This is a genomic window from Enterobacter sp. 725m/11 (assembly GCF_011683705.1).
GTDB classification, from domain to species: domain Bacteria; phylum Pseudomonadota; class Gammaproteobacteria; order Enterobacterales; family Enterobacteriaceae; genus Enterobacter; species Enterobacter bugandensis.
In genome coordinates this window covers 1-16,578 of sequence record NZ_JAAQOK010000055.1, presented here as the reverse complement: position 1 = coordinate 16,578, position 16,578 = coordinate 1, and the positions used below count along the sequence as shown (strand labels likewise).

General features: G+C 57.3%; 15 protein-coding genes. 11 read left to right on the top strand and 4 right to left on the bottom strand.

Translation table 11 applies throughout. The annotated features are described in order from the left end of the window. Positions 1–66: 66 nt before the first annotated feature. Complete coding sequence (gene adrA / locus HBA26_RS19315) at positions 67–1,170, top strand: diguanylate cyclase AdrA (RefSeq protein ID WP_166720992.1); 1,104 nt, start codon at positions 67–69, stop codon at positions 1,168–1,170. A 14-nt stretch (positions 1,171–1,184) separates the two neighbouring features. On the opposite strand, the gene proC is transcribed toward adrA, so the two are convergent. Then, complete coding sequence (proC, locus tag HBA26_RS19310) at positions 1,185–1,994, bottom strand: pyrroline-5-carboxylate reductase (protein ID WP_041911103.1); 810 nt, start codon at positions 1,992–1,994, stop codon at positions 1,185–1,187. Positions 1,995–2,091: 97 nt separating this feature from the next. Here proC and HBA26_RS19305 point away from each other — a divergent pair, with 97 nt between their 5' ends. The 5 genes from HBA26_RS19305 to ppnP all read left to right on the top strand — a co-directional run bounded on the left by HBA26_RS19305 (position 2,092) and on the right by ppnP (position 4,729). Next, complete coding sequence (locus HBA26_RS19305) at positions 2,092–2,550, top strand: YaiI/YqxD family protein (RefSeq protein WP_010428006.1); 459 nt, start codon at positions 2,092–2,094, stop codon at positions 2,548–2,550. 144 nt (positions 2,551–2,694) lie between these two features. Next, positions 2,695–3,219, top strand: coding sequence for a shikimate kinase AroL (gene aroL / locus HBA26_RS19300; protein ID WP_028012127.1), 525 nt, complete (start codon positions 2,695–2,697; stop codon positions 3,217–3,219). A 44-nt stretch (positions 3,220–3,263) separates the two neighbouring features. Then, positions 3,264–3,455, top strand: coding sequence for a protein YaiA (yaiA, locus tag HBA26_RS19295; protein ID WP_003859135.1), 192 nt, complete (start codon positions 3,264–3,266; stop codon positions 3,453–3,455). A 237-nt stretch (positions 3,456–3,692) separates the two neighbouring features. After that, entirely contained in the window at positions 3,693–4,370 is a 678-nt protein-coding gene (locus tag HBA26_RS19290; RefSeq protein WP_028012129.1) for an AroM family protein, read from the top strand. 71 nt (positions 4,371–4,441) lie between these two features. Next, positions 4,442–4,729: a pyrimidine/purine nucleoside phosphorylase gene (gene ppnP / locus HBA26_RS19285; protein ID WP_008503270.1), complete on the top strand. Its 288-nt coding sequence runs from the start codon at positions 4,442–4,444 to the stop codon at positions 4,727–4,729. Positions 4,730–4,775: 46 nt separating this feature from the next. On the opposite strand, the gene rdgC is transcribed toward ppnP, so the two are convergent. Continuing rightward, positions 4,776–5,690, bottom strand: coding sequence for a recombination-associated protein RdgC (gene rdgC / locus HBA26_RS19280; RefSeq protein WP_014882739.1), 915 nt, complete (start codon positions 5,688–5,690; stop codon positions 4,776–4,778). A 123-nt stretch (positions 5,691–5,813) separates the two neighbouring features. Here rdgC and mak point away from each other — a divergent pair, with 123 nt between their 5' ends. Further along, on the top strand, positions 5,814–6,719 hold the full coding sequence (mak, locus tag HBA26_RS19275) for a fructokinase (RefSeq protein ID WP_063155368.1): 906 nt from the start codon (positions 5,814–5,816) through the stop codon (positions 6,717–6,719). Positions 6,720–6,799: 80 nt separating this feature from the next. Here the strand turns inward: mak and sbcC are convergent, their stop codons facing one another. Beyond that, on the bottom strand, positions 6,800–9,931 hold the full coding sequence (gene sbcC, locus HBA26_RS19270; RefSeq protein WP_166720991.1) for an exonuclease subunit SbcC: 3,132 nt from the start codon (positions 9,929–9,931) through the stop codon (positions 6,800–6,802). Beyond that, complete coding sequence (gene sbcD, locus HBA26_RS19265; protein ID WP_126345127.1) at positions 9,928–11,133, bottom strand: exonuclease subunit SbcD; 1,206 nt, start codon at positions 11,131–11,133, stop codon at positions 9,928–9,930. Before sbcD ends, sbcC begins: the two co-directional genes overlap by 4 nt. A gap of 187 nt (positions 11,134–11,320) precedes the next feature. Here sbcD and phoB point away from each other — a divergent pair, with 187 nt between their 5' ends. The 4 genes from phoB (at position 11,321) to proY (ending at position 16,512) form a co-directional block, all read left to right on the top strand. After that, positions 11,321–12,010 carry a phosphate response regulator transcription factor PhoB gene (gene phoB / locus HBA26_RS19260; RefSeq protein ID WP_008503265.1) on the top strand — a complete coding sequence of 230 codons (690 nt, stop codon included), beginning with the start codon at positions 11,321–11,323 and terminating at the stop codon, positions 12,008–12,010. A 21-nt stretch (positions 12,011–12,031) separates the two neighbouring features. Further along, positions 12,032–13,327: a phosphate regulon sensor histidine kinase PhoR gene (gene phoR, locus HBA26_RS19255; protein WP_047363942.1), complete on the top strand. Its 1,296-nt coding sequence runs from the start codon at positions 12,032–12,034 to the stop codon at positions 13,325–13,327. A gap of 410 nt (positions 13,328–13,737) precedes the next feature. After that, positions 13,738–15,057 carry a branched-chain amino acid transporter carrier protein BrnQ gene (gene brnQ / locus HBA26_RS19250; RefSeq protein WP_028012134.1) on the top strand — a complete coding sequence of 440 codons (1,320 nt, stop codon included), beginning with the start codon at positions 13,738–13,740 and terminating at the stop codon, positions 15,055–15,057. 81 nt (positions 15,058–15,138) lie between these two features. Further along, positions 15,139–16,512, top strand: a complete 1,374-nt coding sequence (proY, locus tag HBA26_RS19245) for a proline-specific permease ProY (protein ID WP_028012135.1) — start codon at positions 15,139–15,141, stop codon at positions 16,510–16,512. Positions 16,513–16,578 lie beyond the last annotated feature (66 nt).

Below are 16,578 nucleotides of genomic sequence, written 5' to 3'. Positions count from 1 at the left end.
ATTTCATACTTTCCCCGCAGTCCCCCTCTCTATAATTTGGGAAAATGTTTCAGAATATTCCCAAAAATGATGAATGATGACATTTATTACTACAAAAAGCGCATTCGGGAAGAGTGGAGTTTAACCCTTTCTCAGGATGACCCTCACCGTACCGGCACCCAGTTTGCCAGGCGAGCCCGGCTGGCGCGCGTTGTCGGGCTGGCGGCGATGTTTGTCCCGGTGGCGGAAATTCTGGTCAGCCATTTTTTACCCGGCGGCTGGTGGTTGTTGCTGGTGGGGTGGGCATTCATCTGGCCGCACTTTGCCTGGCAGTTATCCTGCCGCGCCGCTTCACCTCATCAGCAGGAAATTTTTAACCTCAAGATGGATGCCGTTATCGCCGGGGTCTGGATCGGCGTGATGGGGATGTATGTATTACCCACTGCGGCGCTGGTGATGATGGTGGGGATGAACATGATGGGCTCTGGCGGCTGCCGCCTTTTTATCGCGGGGATCGTGCTCACCCTGCTTACTGCGCTGCTTACGTTACCGCTTGCTGGCAGAGCGCAGCCCTTTAATCCGGGGGCGCTGGAGTGGGGCTTAACGCTTCCTGTCCTTATGCTTTATCCCATGCTGTTTGCCTGGCTTAGCCATCGAACGGCCGTCAGGCTGACGGAACATAAGCGGCGGCTGGAAATGATGAGCACCCGTGACGGTATGACCGGGGTCTTTAACCGCCGACATTGGGAAATGCTGCTGCGCAATGAATTTGAGCACTGTCGCCGGAGCCACTGCACCGCCACGATATTGCTGATTGATATCGACCACTTTAAAAACATCAACGATACCTGGGGGCACGACGCAGGCGACAAGGCCATCGTGGCCATTACCCGCCAGCTTCAGATGTCGGTACGGTCAGGCGATGCGATAGGCCGGTTTGGCGGGGATGAGTTCGCGGTGATTATGTCCCAGACGGCCGCTGAAAGCGCCATCGCCGTCATGTCGCGGGTTCACGCGCGGCTGGAAACGCTGTCGTTACCCTGCGCACCGAAGGAGCCTCTGCGCATCAGCGTGGGCGTGGCCCCCTGGGGGCCGCAGTTTGTACACTATCGGGAATGGTTGAAGGCGGCAGATGTGGCGCTGTATAAGGCGAAAAATGCCGGGCGCGGCCGCACCGAAGTGGCCGCCTGACGCCCGGCCAGACATCAGGATTTACTCAGCTTCTCTGACTTTTCCATGCATTTTGCCATCGCTTCGATAACCGCAGAACGGAACCCGCGTTCTTCCAGCACCCGCACCGCTTCGATGGTGGTACCGGCCGGGGAGCAGACCATATCCTTCAGTTCACCCGGGTGTTTACCGGTCTCCAGCACCATTTTGGCGGAGCCCATCACTGCCTGCGCGGCGAATTTATACGCCTGCGCGCGCGGCATACCGCCAAGCACGGCGGCATCCGCCATCGCTTCTAAAAACATGAAAACGTACGCGGGGGCTGAACCGCTCACGCCGACCACCGGATGGATCATGGATTCTGCAATCACTTCCGCCTCGCCGAAGCAGCGGAAAATGTTTAGCACGTCCGCCACCTCTTCTGAAGTCACCAGCGCGTTAGGGGTGACGGAGGTCATACCGGCGTTGACCAGTGAGGGGGTATTCGGCATCGCGCGGACGATTTTACGATCGTGGCCCAGCGCGCGCGCCAGCTGATCGAGCGTCACGCCTGCGGCAATCGACACGACCAGCGTCTCTTTATTCAGGCTGGAGGTGATGTCGCTTAACACTTTGATCATGATGTTCGGCTTAACGGCACCAAAGACGATATCGGCAACCTGGGCCACCTCCTGCGCGCTTTCGGCGGCGTTGATCCCGTATTGATCGCGCAACGCGGCGACGTTATCCGGTGACGGGGTATAAACCCAAATCTGACCCGGCAGAACCTGCCCGCTGGCGATCAGGCCGCCCAGGATGGCTTTGCCCATGTTACCGCAGCCGATAAACCCGATTTTCTTGTCCATCATGATTCTCCGTCATTATGCGTTGTTTTCTCTGATTGATAGCTTAACAACGAAATGCAGGCGACAATAGTCGGCAGAGTCATTATGGGGAGACAACATGGCGATTTGGGTTGATGCGGACGCGTGTCCGAATGTGATTAAAGAGATTTTATTCCGCGCCGCCGAGCGCGTTCAGATGCCGCTGACGCTGGTGGCGAACCAGAATATTCGCGTCCCGCCTTCGCGGTTCATCCGCTCCCTCCGCGTGCCGGCCGGGTTCGACGTGGCGGATAATGAAATTGTTCGTCTGTGCAGCGCGGAAGATCTGGTCATCACCGCCGATATTCCGCTGGCGGCGGAAGTGCTGGAGAAAGGGGCGGCGGCGCTCAATCCGCGCGGCGAGCGTTATTCGCCTTCAACCATCCGGGAAAAACTCACTATGCGTGATTTTATGGATACGATGCGGGCCAGCGGCGTGCAGACCGGTGGACCGGACAGCCTGTCCCAGCGCGATCGCCAGCAGTTTGCTGCCGAACTGGATAAATGGCTGCTGGAAGTGAAGCGCCGTACGGCGTAATGATAATTATTGTCAATATGTGGTACAGTGTGGCCTCCACAGGGTTGTCATCCCGTACCGCTTTGCAGTAAAGTATTCGACACATCTTCTGCAATTATTTCTTTACGCTCTTCAGCCATTCGGCATCAAGGGGAACACCTGGCTATGACCCAACCCATCTTTTTAGTTGGCCCCCGCGGCTGTGGGAAAACCACCGTTGGCGTGGAACTGGCACGCGCATGTCATCGTCAGTTTGTTGATACCGACCACTGGCTGCAGACCGAGGCCGGCAAAACCATCGCAGACATCGTGGAGCAAGAGGGATGGGAAAGCTTTCGCGCCCGCGAAACGGCCGCGCTGAAAGCGGTCACCACGCCGTCAGCCGTCATTGCGACGGGAGGCGGTATTGTTCTGGCCGAATGTAATCGTCACTTTATGCGCGAAAAAGGCATTGTGATCTATCTCTGCGCGCCGGTGGCGGCCCTGGTAGGGCGACTTGAAGCATTTCCTGAAGAGGGACAACGCCCGGCGCTGACGTCACGACCGCTCAGCGAAGAGGTGAGCGAAGTGCTGGCCGAGCGTGATGCCCTCTACCGTGAAGCGGCACACCATGTTGTGGATGCCTCTGCGGCCCCGGAAGATGTGGTAATTCAGATTATTACCGCCCTGCGTCTGGCGTGTGCCAGCTAACCGCCGTCTATACTGATAGCTCAGACATAAAAAAAGGATGAGCTATGCCAACCAGACCTCCCTATCCGCGCGAAGCACGTATTGTTACCGTTGAAAAAGGCAATGGCGACCAGACCGTCACCTGGTATCAGCTGCGTGCCGATCACCCCAAACCGGACTCGCTGATCAGTGAACATGAGACTGAACAGGAAGCGCTGGATGCCAAACGGCGCTACGAAGATCCCGAAAAGTCGTGAATGTTTTCCTAAACGCTCCAATACCGTGCCTGAATCACACTTTTTACTCATCGCAAATGTTAAGCAGGAGTTAATATTTAGTTATTACAGGTAGCTCCGTTATCGGCAGGCGATCTTTACATTTCAGGGCAGAGATCGCCTGCTACGCTTGGTGCTGTTTTGTTGAAAAAACGAACTGTACAGCGTAGAGAGCCTGTACCTGTGTATACGTTTTTGTAGTGATGGAAGGCGAAGAAGATGAAGGCAACGTTGGCGATCCTCACCATTGGTGTGGTCCCTGTAAGCGAAGTGTTACCGCTCTTAACCGAGCATGTATCTGAACAACAGATCACGCATCTCAGCCTGCTGGGTAAGATGAGCCGGGAAGAGGTCATGGAAGACTACGCTGTAGAGGCGGGGGAGGATCCCCTGGCGACGTTATTAAGCGACGGTAAACTGGCGCATGTTTCTCGGCAGAAAATTGAGCGTTCGCTGCAGGCAGTAATAGAAGTACTCGATAATCAGCAATATGACGTTATTTTGCTGATGAGCACCGCCCCCATTAAGGGGCTCATCGCGCGCAATGCGATTTTGCTTGAGCCGATGCGCATTATTCCTCCGCTGGTAGCCTCCATTGTTGACGGGCATCAGGTGGGGGTCATTGTGCCCATCGAGGAGCTTATGGACAACCAGGAAGCAAAGTGGCACGTGCTCGAAAAAACGCCCCTGTATGCGCTGGCAAACCCCTTCTGGGACAGCGAGGCTAAACTCATTGCTGCCGGGAAGGAGCTGCTGGAGAGAGGGGCGGATGTATTGATTCTGGACTGTCTTGGTTTTCACCAGCATCACCGGGATTTACTGCAAAAGGCGCTGGACGTGCCGGTGCTGTTATCCAACGTTCTGATGGCTCGCCTGGCCTCAGAACTTCTGACGTAATGATTTTGCGTGACAGGTGATGAGCATGGCCCCTATAGTGAATTTTTATCTCTTAATATAAGGGCCAGTTCATGCTTCAAAGTAACGAATACTTTTCCGGTAAAGTGAAATCCATCGGTTTTACCAGCAGCAGCACTGGCCGCGCCAGTGTGGGCGTTATGGCTGAAGGGGAATACACCTTTGGCACGGCGGAAGCGGAAGAGATGACGGTGGTCAGCGGCGCGCTGAACGTCTTACTGCCGGGTGAAACGGAATGGAAAGTTTACGCTGCCGGGCAAGTTTTCAACGTCCCTGGCCACAGCGAATTTCATTTGCAGGTCGCTGAACCGACCTCTTATCTGTGCCGCTACCTGAAATAATCGTCTTTCCTCTCCCCTTAGGGGAGAGGATCAGGGTGAGGGGAAATTATCTCTGCGCTTCGCCGCCGAGACCTTCCACCAGATTCTGAATTAACGCGGCCAGTTCGCCGGTCATCAGGATAAAGTCCGCGTCAAAGCGCTGGGCGTAATCTTCCCGGTCGATATCTTCGTTTTGATCGCGCAGCTCGTCGCAGAACTTCAGACGCTTCACGGAACCGTCGTCGCACATCACGAACTGAATGCGCTGCTGCCAGTCGAGCGCCAGTTTGGTGACCACTTTGCCCGCTTCAATGTGTACGGCGATCTCGTCGCTCACCAGATCCTGCTTTTTCGCGCGGATCACGCCGCCATCTTCCAGCAGGGCTTTCAGCTCGGCTTCGTCCAGAATCTGGAAACCTTGCGCCGCGGTACCGCTGCGGACCCACTCGGTCAGGGTCAGCTCAATCGGCGTTTCCAGCGCCAGCGGTACGACCGGTAAAGAGCCGATGCTTTTACGCAGCAGGGCCAGCGTATCTTCCGCTTTTTTGGCGCTGGCGCAGTCCACCATGATCAGCCCGTTAACGGTATCGATCCACATCATCGTCTGGCTGAAGCGGCTGAAGGCGCGCGGCAGCAGAGAGTGCAGCACTTCATCTTTCAGCGAGTCTTTTTCGGTTTTCTTCAGCTTGCGGCCCTGCTCGGCTTCCAGCTTGAAAATTTTTGCTTCAAGCGCCTGCTTAACCACCGGCGTGGGCAGAATTTTCTCTTCTTTGCGGGCGCAGACGATGATTTGACCCGTGCTGCTGGCGTGGGTCAGTGCATCGCTTTGTGAACCCATTGGCGGAACCCAACCGGTTTTCGCCATATCCTGGCTACCGCAAGGGGAAAAGCTATAAGCGGCTAACTGTTTTTCCATCTCTTCTGCGCGCAGCGAGACGTCGCGGCTGAGACGGTAAACCATCAAATTTTTGAACCACAGCATGATAATTTCCACGGCCTTGTCGTTAAATCAGCGGGCATGATAACGAATTGTCGCATCGCTTGCATTGCTAATCGGGAAGCGTGCTTCTACTCTGTTGATAATCAAAATAATGAGGAGAGTCTTGTGCGTATTGGGATTGATTTGGGCGGCACCAAAACAGAAGTCATCGCATTAAGCGAGCAGGGGGAACAGCTGTTCCGCCACCGTCTGCCGACGCCGCGCGATGATTATCACCAGACGATCGAGACGATTGCCCGGCTGGTTGATATGGCCGAGCAGGCGACGGGCGAGAGGGGCACGGTCGGGATGGGGATCCCCGGCTCCATTTCGCCTTATACGGGTGTGGTGAAAAACGCCAACTCTACCTGGCTCAACGGTCAGCCGTTTGATAAGGATTTGAGCCAGCGTCTGAACCGGGAAGTGCGTCTGGCGAATGACGCTAACTGCCTGGCGGTCTCAGAGGCCGTTGACGGTGCAGCCGCAGGAGCGCAGACCGTGTTTGCGGTGATTATCGGTACCGGCTGCGGCGCGGGCGTGGCCTTTGGCGGACGTTCACATATCGGCGGCAACGGCACGGCGGGTGAGTGGGGGCACAACCCGCTGCCGTGGATGGATGAAGATGAACTCAAATACCGCGCCGAGGTGCCGTGCTACTGCGGCAAGCAGGGCTGTATTGAGACCTTTATCTCCGGCACCGGTTTTGCAACCGACTACCACCGCCTGAGCGGCCAGCCGCTCAAGGGGAACGAGATTATGCGTTTGGTGGAAGAACAGGATCCGGTGGCCGAACTGGCGCTTAGCCGCTACGAAATGCGTCTGGCGAAATCGCTGGCGCACGTAGTGAACATTCTCGATCCGGACGTGATTGTGCTCGGCGGTGGCATGAGCAACGTTGACCGGCTGTACGCCACGGTACCAAATCTGCTGAAACAGTGGGTCTTCGGCGGCGAGTGCGAAACCCCGATCCGCAAAGCCGTCCATGGCGACTCCAGCGGCGTGCGCGGCGCGGCGTGGTTATGGCCGCAATAAACGCAAAACGGCAACTTGCGTTGCCGTTTTTGATGTTTAGAGGGCCAGGGAGAGGGCACCAGACCGAATCGACCCAACACTCACCCCACCGCAAACTCCCTGTCCAGCCTGCTATACCCCAGTCCGTTGATCTTCTTCACCTTGATCTGCACCGGAATGCGCTCTTTCATCGCCTCGACGTGGCTAATCACCCCGATGGTTTTCCCGGTGGCGTTCAGCGCGTCGAGCGCATCCAGCGCGGTATCCAGCGTTTCACTGTCGAGCGTGCCGAATCCCTCATCCAGGAACAGGGAATCAATCCGCGTTTTGTGACTGACCAGGTCAGAAAGCGCTAACGCCAGCGCAAGGCTCACCAGGAAGCTCTCGCCGCCGGAGAGCGTGCGCGTATCGCGCACCGCATCGGCCTGCCAGGTGTCGACCACTTCCAGCTCCAGCGCCTCGCTGGCCTTACGCTGTAGGAGATAACGGCCGTGCAGGCGGTTAAGCTGCTGGTTTGCGAGCCAGACCAGGTTATCCAGCGTCAGCCCCTGAGCGAACTTGCGGAACTTGTCGCCGGTGCTGGAGCCGATCAGCGCGTTGAGATAGCCCCAGTCGTCGGTCTGGCGCGCGGCCTCTTCAATTTGCAGCATTAACGCCTGCTGATGCTGGCGGTTATCGCTGTCCTGCTTAAGCTGCTGGCGGATCTCGCCCTGATGCGTGGTGTTCTCACGAAGCCGTTGCGCCAGCTGCTGCAGCTGGCTTTGCAGGGTAGACGCATCCGCGTCAAGTTCTTCCGGGCGCAGCGCAAGGTGCGCCTGCAGCTGCTGATTAGCCTGGCCGGAAAGGGCCGCGGCCTGCTGTATCTGGTTTTCCAGCGACTGTTTCAGCTGTTCGAGGCGGCGAATAGCATCGTCATCCAGCAGCGCGGCAAGGAATGCATCCCGATCGGCAAAACAGCTTGCGGAGAGCGCCGCGGTGAACTGCGTCTGCGATTGCTGCAGGCGCTCGCGCTCCAGCGCCTCCTGCTGCTGCAGGGCGGCGAGCTGGCTTTGCAGCGACACGCATTCATTGTGGATGTCGCGCCAGTCATCAGGAATGGCCGGTTCAGCCTCTTCACCGTGTGTTGCCGGAAGCGTGTCGAGCAGCGGCTTCAGCGCGCTCACGCGTTCCTGAAGCACGCCGTGCTGCGTTTGCTTCTCCTGCCAGTGGGCAAATTCCGCTTCGCGGGCGTGCAGCCAGTCGGCTTCATTGCCCTCTTCGGGAACGCTAAGCGAGAGCGCGAGAAGGGTATGTTCCAGCGCCTGGCGCGTTGCGGTGCGCTGCTGCTGATACTGGCGTTCCTGCGCTTCCTGCTCGTTCAGCTGGTTTTGCAGGTTCAGACGCTGGCTGAGCTGGTAAAGCTGGCGCTCGTAGTGTTCCTGCTCGTTCAGCCATGGCGCGATATCCTCCTGAATATTCAATGCGATATTCAAAGACGCGCATGCCTCCAGCCACGCTTTAGTGAGCGCTTGCTCTTCCTGAGACAAGGCCTGCGCTTCGTCTGTCTCACGCTGGATCTGCTGAGCCAGGGCATTAACCTGTCCCAGCACCAGCAGGCCTTCCTCCTTAAGCGCGGCGACCTCTTTTTCGAGTACATCACGGCGACGCTGGTTATCCGTCAGCTCAAGCGACCGGTAGGTCTCCACGGCAGGATGCTCGTGGGAGCCGCACAGCGGGCAGGGTTTGCCTGCCTCAAGCTGTGAGCGATAGCTTTCCAGATTTTTAATCGTCGCTTCGCGTTCGCACAGGGCTTTCAGGTCCAGATAGTGCTGGTGTTTCTCTTTGTACTGCTGGCGGCGCAGCGCCAGGGTTTCATTGAGCTTGCTCTGCTCCGCCTGGGCTTTCTGCACGCTTTCACCGTTCTGGCTCAGGCGCTTTTGCAGCGGCTGATAGCGGGCATGCAGCGACGTCAGCTGCTGGCGCAGCGTACGGGACCGGGACTGCTGCTCCATGGCCGCGCTGACCTCATCCGCCGTCAGCGTCAGCGTATTTTCCGGCATCTCAGCCAGCTTCTGACGTAGCTCAGTCATCCGCGCAGCAAGCGCGACGAGCTGACTTTTTTCACGGTTTAGCTGTGAGAACTGGGCGCGCCAGCCGGCAATTTCCTGGCCCAGCAGGCGATAACGCTCATTCTCCGCCAGCCACTGTCCCAGCGCCGTCAGTTCGGCCTGTAGCCGCTCATGGGTACGCAGGGCGGTATTGCGGATCCGAGCGCGCAGTGCAGTTTTGGTCTGTAAGCGAGTATTTACTTCGTTAATTCGCTGCTGGGTTTGCGTCAGACGTGCGGTTTGCTCCTGCTGATGCTCCCAGAGCGGACGAAGCTGGGCGGCGGGCTGGGCAAGCTGGAGTTTTGCCAGTTCCGGCGCCGCGTTCGCCTGCGCCTGTTGCGCCTGCTGCTGCAGGGCGGTAACGCGCTGCTGCTCCCGCACGAGCTCGTCATGACGCGTAAGCCACTGAAAATTTTTCTGTTGGCTTTGCTGCTGGGCCAGCAGGGTTTTCTCTTCGTCAGTAAGTGCCTGCAAACTTTGCTGCAACTGCTGCTGTTGTTCTTCGCTGAGCAGCACGACACCCGCCGCCTGCGCCTCGCATTTTTCCAGCACGCTGCGGGCGGCTTTGTGTTTCTCAAACACCATCGCGGAAATCTGGCCGTAGATTTCGGTGCCGGTGAGTTCTTCCAGCAGTTCTGCGCGGTCAGCCGGTTTGGCATTCAGGAAGGCGGCAAATTGCCCCTGCGAGAGCAGCATTGAGCGGGTAAAACGGCCGTAGTCCAGCCCGGTGAGCGCCGCGGTTTGCTCCAGTTTATCCGACACCTTATCGGCCAGAATCTTGCCATCCTCGCAGCGGGCCAGTTCCACGCGCGGTGCCTGCAAGTTCCCGTCCGGCTGGTTGCGCGCCCGGTTCTGGCTCCAGAATGCGCGATAGGCAACGCCTTTCACCTCAAATTCCACTTCCGCCAGGCACTCGGCGGTATCGCGCGTCATCAGATCGTTTTGCGCCTGAGAGACCTTATTCAGGCGCGGGGTTTCGTGGTAGAGCGCCAGGCAGATGGCATCGAGCATGGTGGTTTTACCCGCGCCGGTTGCGCCAGTGATGGCAAACAGGCCGTTGCTGGCAAAAGGCTCCGCAGTGAAGACAATTTTCCACTCGCCCTTGAGGGAGTTGAGATTTTTCAGGCGCAGGCTCAGAATTTTCATGCGTTTTCTTCCTCGTCATTGAGGGCGTGCAGAGTATGGCTGAACAGCTCGTTGAGCCTGACGCGCTTCGCATCATTGAGCTCTTCCTGCGACAGTCGGCGCTCGAATACCTCTTCTACGCGCAATTCGCTAAGCGTTTCGCGCTGGGCACCGAGCAGAATTTTCTCGCGCTGCTCGCGGCTGCGGCGCACCAGCAGCACCTCAACCGGCAACTCTTCGGTCAGCGCCTGAATTTTCCGCTGCATATCGTGCAGGTAGTCATCGGTGGTGATTTCAATATCCAGCCAGACGGGCGGGTTAAGCTCAGCGCCGCGCCACTGCTCAAGCTGGGCGGTGATGGCAGCCAGATCGCCCTTCAGCACCGCCAGCGGCTGGGTGACCGGCACTTCCAGCGTCTCGACGGCGCTGAGTTTGCCCTCATTAAAGCTCACCAGATGCACGGATTTGGCTTTTCCGGTTTCATCGAAGCTGAGCGAAATAGGGGAGCCACAGTAGCGGATATGCTCGCAGCCGCCGATGACCTGGGCGCGGTGAATGTGCCCGAGCGCGATGTAGTCCGCGGGCGGGAAGTTTTGCGCCGGAAAGGCGTCCAGCGTACCGATATAGATCTCGCGGACTGCGTCACTTTTGCTGGCCCCGACGGTAGTGAGGTGCCCGGTGGCAATGACCGGAATGGCCTGTTCACCGCGCAGGGCACAGGCTTCCGCGTGCTGCTGGTGATAATAGTCGGTGATGGCCTGCAATAAATGCTGCTGCTTTTCCGCGCCCGACAGTCCCGCCTGGCTTTGCACGATGTCGCGCGGACGTAAAAAGGGAATCGGACACAGTACCGCGCCCGGCGACCCGTCGCGTTTTTTCAGGATCTGCGGCGCGTGCCCGGCGCTGGCGACCACGGTGGTATTGAGAAACGCCAGGATGTCGCGGGATTCATTGAGCGTGGCGACGGAGTCATGGTTACCGGCGACAATCACCAGATGACAGCCGGTCTGCTGCAGGTTCACCACGAAGCGGTTATACAGTTCACGCGCATAGCTCGGCGGCGAACCGGTATCAAAGATGTCACCCGCCACAATAATGGCATCCACCTCGTGCGCCTGGGCCGTTTCCAGAAGCCAGTTCAGGAACGCTTCATGTTCAGCCGCACGGCTTTTGCTGTAAAAATTTTGACCCAGATGCCAGTCCGAGGTGTGAAGTATGCGCATAGGAGATCCGTGGCGAAAAACGATGCGGGCGATTATAAACTGTCAGGGAAAGGAAAATAACCGCTGTAATAAAACAACAGTTTGCCATTTATAGTGGTACTGTTTTTCATAAATCTGTCATAAATCTGACGCATAATGGCGCCGCATTACAAACTTGTAACTTAAATAAGATAAGACAGGGCAAAGTATGGCGAGACGTATTCTGGTCGTAGAAGATGAAGCTCCAATTCGTGAAATGGTGTGCTTCGTGCTCGAACAAAATGGCTTCCAGCCGGTTGAAGCGGAAGATTATGACAGCGCGGTGAACCAGCTGAATGAACCCTGGCCCGATCTGATTCTGCTTGACTGGATGTTGCCCGGCGGCTCCGGACTGCAGTTTATCAAACATCTGAAGCGTGAAGCGCTGACCCGCGACATCCCGGTGGTGATGCTCACAGCGCGCGGAGAGGAAGAGGATCGCGTGCGCGGTCTGGAGACCGGCGCGGACGATTACATTACCAAGCCTTTCTCCCCGAAAGAGCTGGTTGCCCGCATTAAGGCCGTCATGCGCCGTATTTCCCCGATGGCGGTCGAAGAGGTGATCGAGATGCAGGGCCTCAGCCTTGACCCAACGTCACACCGCGTGATGACCGGCGAAAATCCCCTCGACATGGGGCCTACCGAATTTAAACTCCTGCACTTCTTTATGACCCATCCGGAACGCGTTTACAGCCGCGAGCAGTTGCTGAATAACGTCTGGGGAACTAACGTGTATGTCGAAGACCGGACGGTTGACGTACATATCCGCCGCCTGCGAAAAGCGCTGGAACTGAGCGGCCACGATCGCATGGTACAGACGGTCCGCGGTACGGGTTATCGTTTCTCGACCCGTTTCTGAATAATGACAGGAGTGTGACGCGTGCTGGAACGTCTGTCATGGAAAAGGCTCGTCTTTGAACTGATCTTATGCTGTATTCCGGCCCTTCTTCTGGGGGCCTTACTTGGGCATCTGCCGTGGTTTCTGCTGGCGGCGGTCACCGGGCTGTTAGCCTGGCATTTCTGGAACCTGCTGCGTCTCTCCTGGTGGCTGTGGGTGGACCGCAGTATGACCCCGCCGCCGGGAAGCGGCAGCTGGGAGCCGCTGCTGTACGGCCTGCACCAGATGCAGATGCGTAATAAAAAGCGTCGCCGCGAGCTGGGAAGCCTGATCAAACGCTTTCGCAGCGGCGCAGAGTCGCTGCCGGATGCGGTGATCTTGACGACAGAAGAAGGAACTATTTTCTGGTGTAACGGGCTTGCGCAACAGCTGCTGGGTCTGCGCTGGCCGGACGACAATGGTCAGAACATCCTTAACCTTCTGCGTTATCCCGAGTTCACGCTGTATCTGAAAAAGCGTGATTTCACCCGTCCCCACAATCTGAAGCTGAATAACGGTCGCCATCTGGAAATCCGCGTGATGCCCTACAGCGATCGCCAGTGGCTGATGGTGGCGCGCGACGTCACCCAGATGCACCAGCTGGAAGGGGCGCGTCGTAACTTCTTCGCCAACGTCAGCCACGAACTACGCACCCCGTTGACCGTGCTGCAGGGCTACCTGGAGATGATGCAGGAGCAAACCCTGGAAGGCGCGCCGCGTGAAAAAGCGCTGCATACGATGCGCGAGCAAACGCACCGTATGGAAGGGCTGGTGAAGCAGCTGCTGACGCTGTCAAAGATTGAAGCGGCGCCTTCTCTTGCGCTGAATGACACCATTGATGTGCCAATGATGCTGCGCGTCGTCGAGCGTGAAGCGCAGACGTTAAGCCATAAAAAACATCAGCTGACCTTTGACGTCGACAACACGCTGAAGGTGCTGGGCAGCGAGGATGAACTACGTAGCGCCATCTCCAACCTGGTGTACAACGCGGTAAACCATACGCCGGAAGGAACGGATATCGTGGTGCGCTGGCAGCATACGCCGGCAGGCGCCGAGTTTAGCGTGGAGGATAACGGGCCGGGGATCGCCCCGGAGCATATTCCGCGCCTGACCGAGCGCTTCTACCGGGTGGATAAAGCGCGATCGCGGCAGACGGGGGGGAGCGGCCTGGGGCTGGCGATTGTGAAACACGCGGTGAATCACCATGAAAGCCGTCTTGATATCCAGAGTACCCTGGGTAAGGGAACCCGCTTTAGTTTCGTTATCCCGGAACGATTAATTGCCAAAAAGAGCGCCTGACGGCAGGCGTGTCATTTTACCTTTCCACGGGTCAGCCATCGCTGGCCCGTTTGCTTTGCAGTCAAGCGAAACGCGTGTGAATTTTATACGGTTGGCTGTTTTTTGTTCGCATGATTAGCCATGGGTTTTTCCTATAATTAGCGCATTGTTCTGGTGCGCGTTTTCATACTGGCATATTGTTCTGGTTTTGCGATCCCTCCTTGCCTTTAAACGTTATAAGCGTTTAAATTGCCCCCCAGATACTGTCAGACCGACTGTATTTGCGTGGTAAATCGAAAAACTATTCTTCTCCACGCCAGGACGGGAGCATTTCCCGCTGAAATTGAGCAAATTTTCGGCTGTATCGTCCCGTCAGGGAAATCGAAAAATCTCAACGTTTTCAACACCACATCCACAGGCAGTAAGGTTTTATGACCCATCACTTAAAATCGCGTGACATTATCGCGCTGGGCTTTATGACATTTGCGCTGTTCGTTGGCGCAGGCAACATCATTTTCCCTCCAATGGTTGGCTTACAGGCGGGTGAACACGTCTGGACCGCCGCGTTCGGTTTCCTGATTACTGCCGTGGGTCTGCCGGTACTGACCGTTATCGCACTGGCGAAAGTCGGTGGCGGCGTGGATAGCCTTAGCACCCCGATTGGCAAAGTGGCTGGCGTTCTGCTGGCTACCGTCTGCTATCTGGCCGTTGGTCCGCTGTTTGCCACCCCGCGTACCGCGACCGTTTCCTTCGAAGTGGGCATCGCCCCGCTGACCGGCGACGGCGCGATGCCGCTGTTCATCTACAGCCTGATTTATTTCGCCATCGTGATTCTGGTTTCCCTCTATCCGGGCAAGCTGCTGGACACGGTAGGTAACTTCCTGGCGCCGCTGAAAATTGTAGCGCTGATCGTGCTGGCCGTGGCGGCCATCATCTGGCCAGCCGGCCCGATTAGCGACGCGATGGATGCCTATAAAAACGCCGCGTTCTCTAACGGCTTTGTGAACGGCTACCTGACGATGGATACGCTGGGCGCGATGGTGTTTGGTATCGTTATCGTTAACGCCGCGCGTTCCCGCGGCGTGACCGAAGCGCGTTTGCTGACCCGTTATACCATCTGGGCTGGCCTGATGGCCGGTGTGGGCCTGACGCTGCTGTATCTGGCGCTGTTCCGCCTGGGCTCTGACAGCGCGATGCTGGTTGATCAGAACGCGAACGGTGCGGCTATCCTGCACGCTTACGTTCAGCACACCTTCGGTGGGGCGGGCAGCATGCTGCTGGCGGCGCTGATCTTCCTGGCGTGTCTGGTAACCGCGGTTGGCCTGACCTGCGCCTGCGCAGAGTTCTTTGCGCAGTATCTGCCGCTCTCTTACCGTACCCTGGTGTTTATTCTCGGTATCTTCTCCATGGCGGTGTCTAACCTCGGTCTGAGCCACCTGATTCAGGTCTCTATTCCGGTGCTGACGGCGATCTATCCGCCGTGCATCGTGCTGGTGGTGCTGAGCTTCACCCGTCCGTGGTGGCATAACTCCTCACGAATTATTGCGCCAGCCATGTTTATCAGCCTGATTTTTGGTATCCTTGACGGGATTAAAGCATCAGCGTTCGCTGAAATTCTGCCAGCCTGGACACAGCGTCTGCCGCTGTCCGAGCAGGGCCTGGCCTGGCTGATGCCTACCGTTGTTGCACTGGTTCTGGCGGTTATCTGGGACCGTGCTGCAGGGCGTCAGGTCACATCGAACGCTCATTAATCAACGGCAACAAACTGTTTAACCACGGGGCTTAAGGCCCCGTGGTTTTTTGTTTTTTTCGTGTTGAATGGCAAGATTTAAATGGAAAGCACTAACAAACTTAAACGTGGATTGAGCACGCGCCACATCCGCTTTATGGCGCTGGGCTCTGCTATCGGCACCGGTCTTTTTTATGGCTCGGCAGATGCCATCAAAATGGCCGGTCCAAGCGTGCTGCTGGCCTATATCATCGGCGGCGTGGCGGCGTATATCATCATGCGGGCTCTCGGCGAAATGTCGGTTCACAACCCGTCTGCCAGCTCCTTCTCCCGCTACGCGCAGGAAAACCTCGGCCCGCTGGCCGGGTTTATCACCGGCTGGACCTACTGCTTCGAAATTTTGATTGTGGCGATTGCCGACGTAACCGCATTCGGCATCTACATGGGCGTCTGGTTCCCGGCGGTGCCGCACTGGATCTGGGTGCTGAGCGTGGTGTTGCTCATTTGCGCCGTCAATCTGATGAGCGTGAAGGTGTTCGGCGAGCTGGAGTTCTGGTTCTCCTTCTTCAAAGTCGCGACCATCATCATCATGATTGTGGCGGGTTTCGGGATCATCATCTGGGGGATTGGCAACGGCGGCCAGCCGACCGGCATCCATAACCTCTGGAGCAACGGCGGCTTCTTCAGCAACGGCTGGCTCGGGATGGTGATGTCGCTACAGATGGTAATGTTCGCCTACGGCGGCATCGAGATTATCGGCATCACCGCCGGGGAAGCGAAAGATCCGGAGAAATCCATTCCGCGCGCCATCAACTCGGTACCGATGCGTATTCTGGTGTTCTACGTGGGTACGCTGTTCGTGATTATGTCCATCTACCCGTGGAACCAGGTAGGCACTAACGGTAGCCCGTTTGTCCTGACCTTCCAGCATATGGGCATTGCCTTTGCTGCCAGCATTCTGAACTTTGTGGTGCTGACCGCGTCGCTTTCGGCCATCAACAGTGACGTCTTTGGCGTGGGCCGCATGCTGCACGGCATGGCGGAGCAGGGCAGCGCGCCGAAGGTGTTCGCCAAAACTTCACGCCGCGGCACGCCGTGGGTGACGGTGGTGGTGATGACCGTAGCGCTGCTGTTCTCGGTTTACCTGAACTACATCATGCCGGAGAACGTCTTCCTGGTGATTGCGTCCCTGGCGACCTTCGCGACCGTGTGGGTGTGGATCATGATCCTGCTGTCGCAGATTGCCTTCCGCCGCCGTCTGTCGCCGGATGAGGCGAAAGCGCTGAAGTTTAAGGTGCCGGGCGGGGTGGCGACGACCGTGGTCGGGCTGATCTTCCTGGTGTTTATCATTGGCCTGATTGGCTACCATCCGGATACCCGCATTTCCCTGTACGTGGGCTGTGCGTGGATCGTTCTGCTGCTGATCGGCTGGGTGTTTAAGTGCCGCCGTGACCGTCAATTGGCAGAAGCACAGTAATATTTTATCCCCCCTCCCTCGCGGGAGAGGGGATTTTAGCCTCCTCCCCCGGCCTCCTCCCCCACT

What these genes read in the sequence shown, in the direction of transcription:
- adrA (WP_166720992.1), top strand. Translation starts at nt 67, where the DNA reads ATGATGAATGATGACATTTATTACTACAAAAAGCGCATTCGGGAAGAG.
- proC (WP_041911103.1), bottom strand. Translation starts at nt 1,994, where the DNA reads ATGGACAAGAAAATCGGGTTTATCGGCTGCGGTAACATGGGCAAAGCC.
- HBA26_RS19305 (WP_010428006.1), top strand. Translation starts at nt 2,092, where the DNA reads ATGGCGATTTGGGTTGATGCGGACGCGTGTCCGAATGTGATTAAAGAG.
- aroL (WP_028012127.1), top strand. Translation starts at nt 2,695, where the DNA reads ATGACCCAACCCATCTTTTTAGTTGGCCCCCGCGGCTGTGGGAAAACC.
- yaiA (WP_003859135.1), top strand. Translation starts at nt 3,264, where the DNA reads ATGCCAACCAGACCTCCCTATCCGCGCGAAGCACGTATTGTTACCGTT.
- HBA26_RS19290 (WP_028012129.1), top strand. Translation starts at nt 3,693, where the DNA reads ATGAAGGCAACGTTGGCGATCCTCACCATTGGTGTGGTCCCTGTAAGC.
- ppnP (WP_008503270.1), top strand. Translation starts at nt 4,442, where the DNA reads ATGCTTCAAAGTAACGAATACTTTTCCGGTAAAGTGAAATCCATCGGT.
- rdgC (WP_014882739.1), bottom strand. Translation starts at nt 5,690, where the DNA reads ATGCTGTGGTTCAAAAATTTGATGGTTTACCGTCTCAGCCGCGACGTC.
- sbcC (WP_166720991.1), bottom strand. Translation starts at nt 9,931, where the DNA reads ATGAAAATTCTGAGCCTGCGCCTGAAAAATCTCAACTCCCTCAAGGGC.
- sbcD (WP_126345127.1), bottom strand. Translation starts at nt 11,133, where the DNA reads ATGCGCATACTTCACACCTCGGACTGGCATCTGGGTCAAAATTTTTAC.
- phoB (WP_008503265.1), top strand. Translation starts at nt 11,321, where the DNA reads ATGGCGAGACGTATTCTGGTCGTAGAAGATGAAGCTCCAATTCGTGAA.
- brnQ (WP_028012134.1), top strand. Translation starts at nt 13,738, where the DNA reads ATGACCCATCACTTAAAATCGCGTGACATTATCGCGCTGGGCTTTATG.
- proY (WP_028012135.1), top strand. Translation starts at nt 15,139, where the DNA reads ATGGAAAGCACTAACAAACTTAAACGTGGATTGAGCACGCGCCACATC.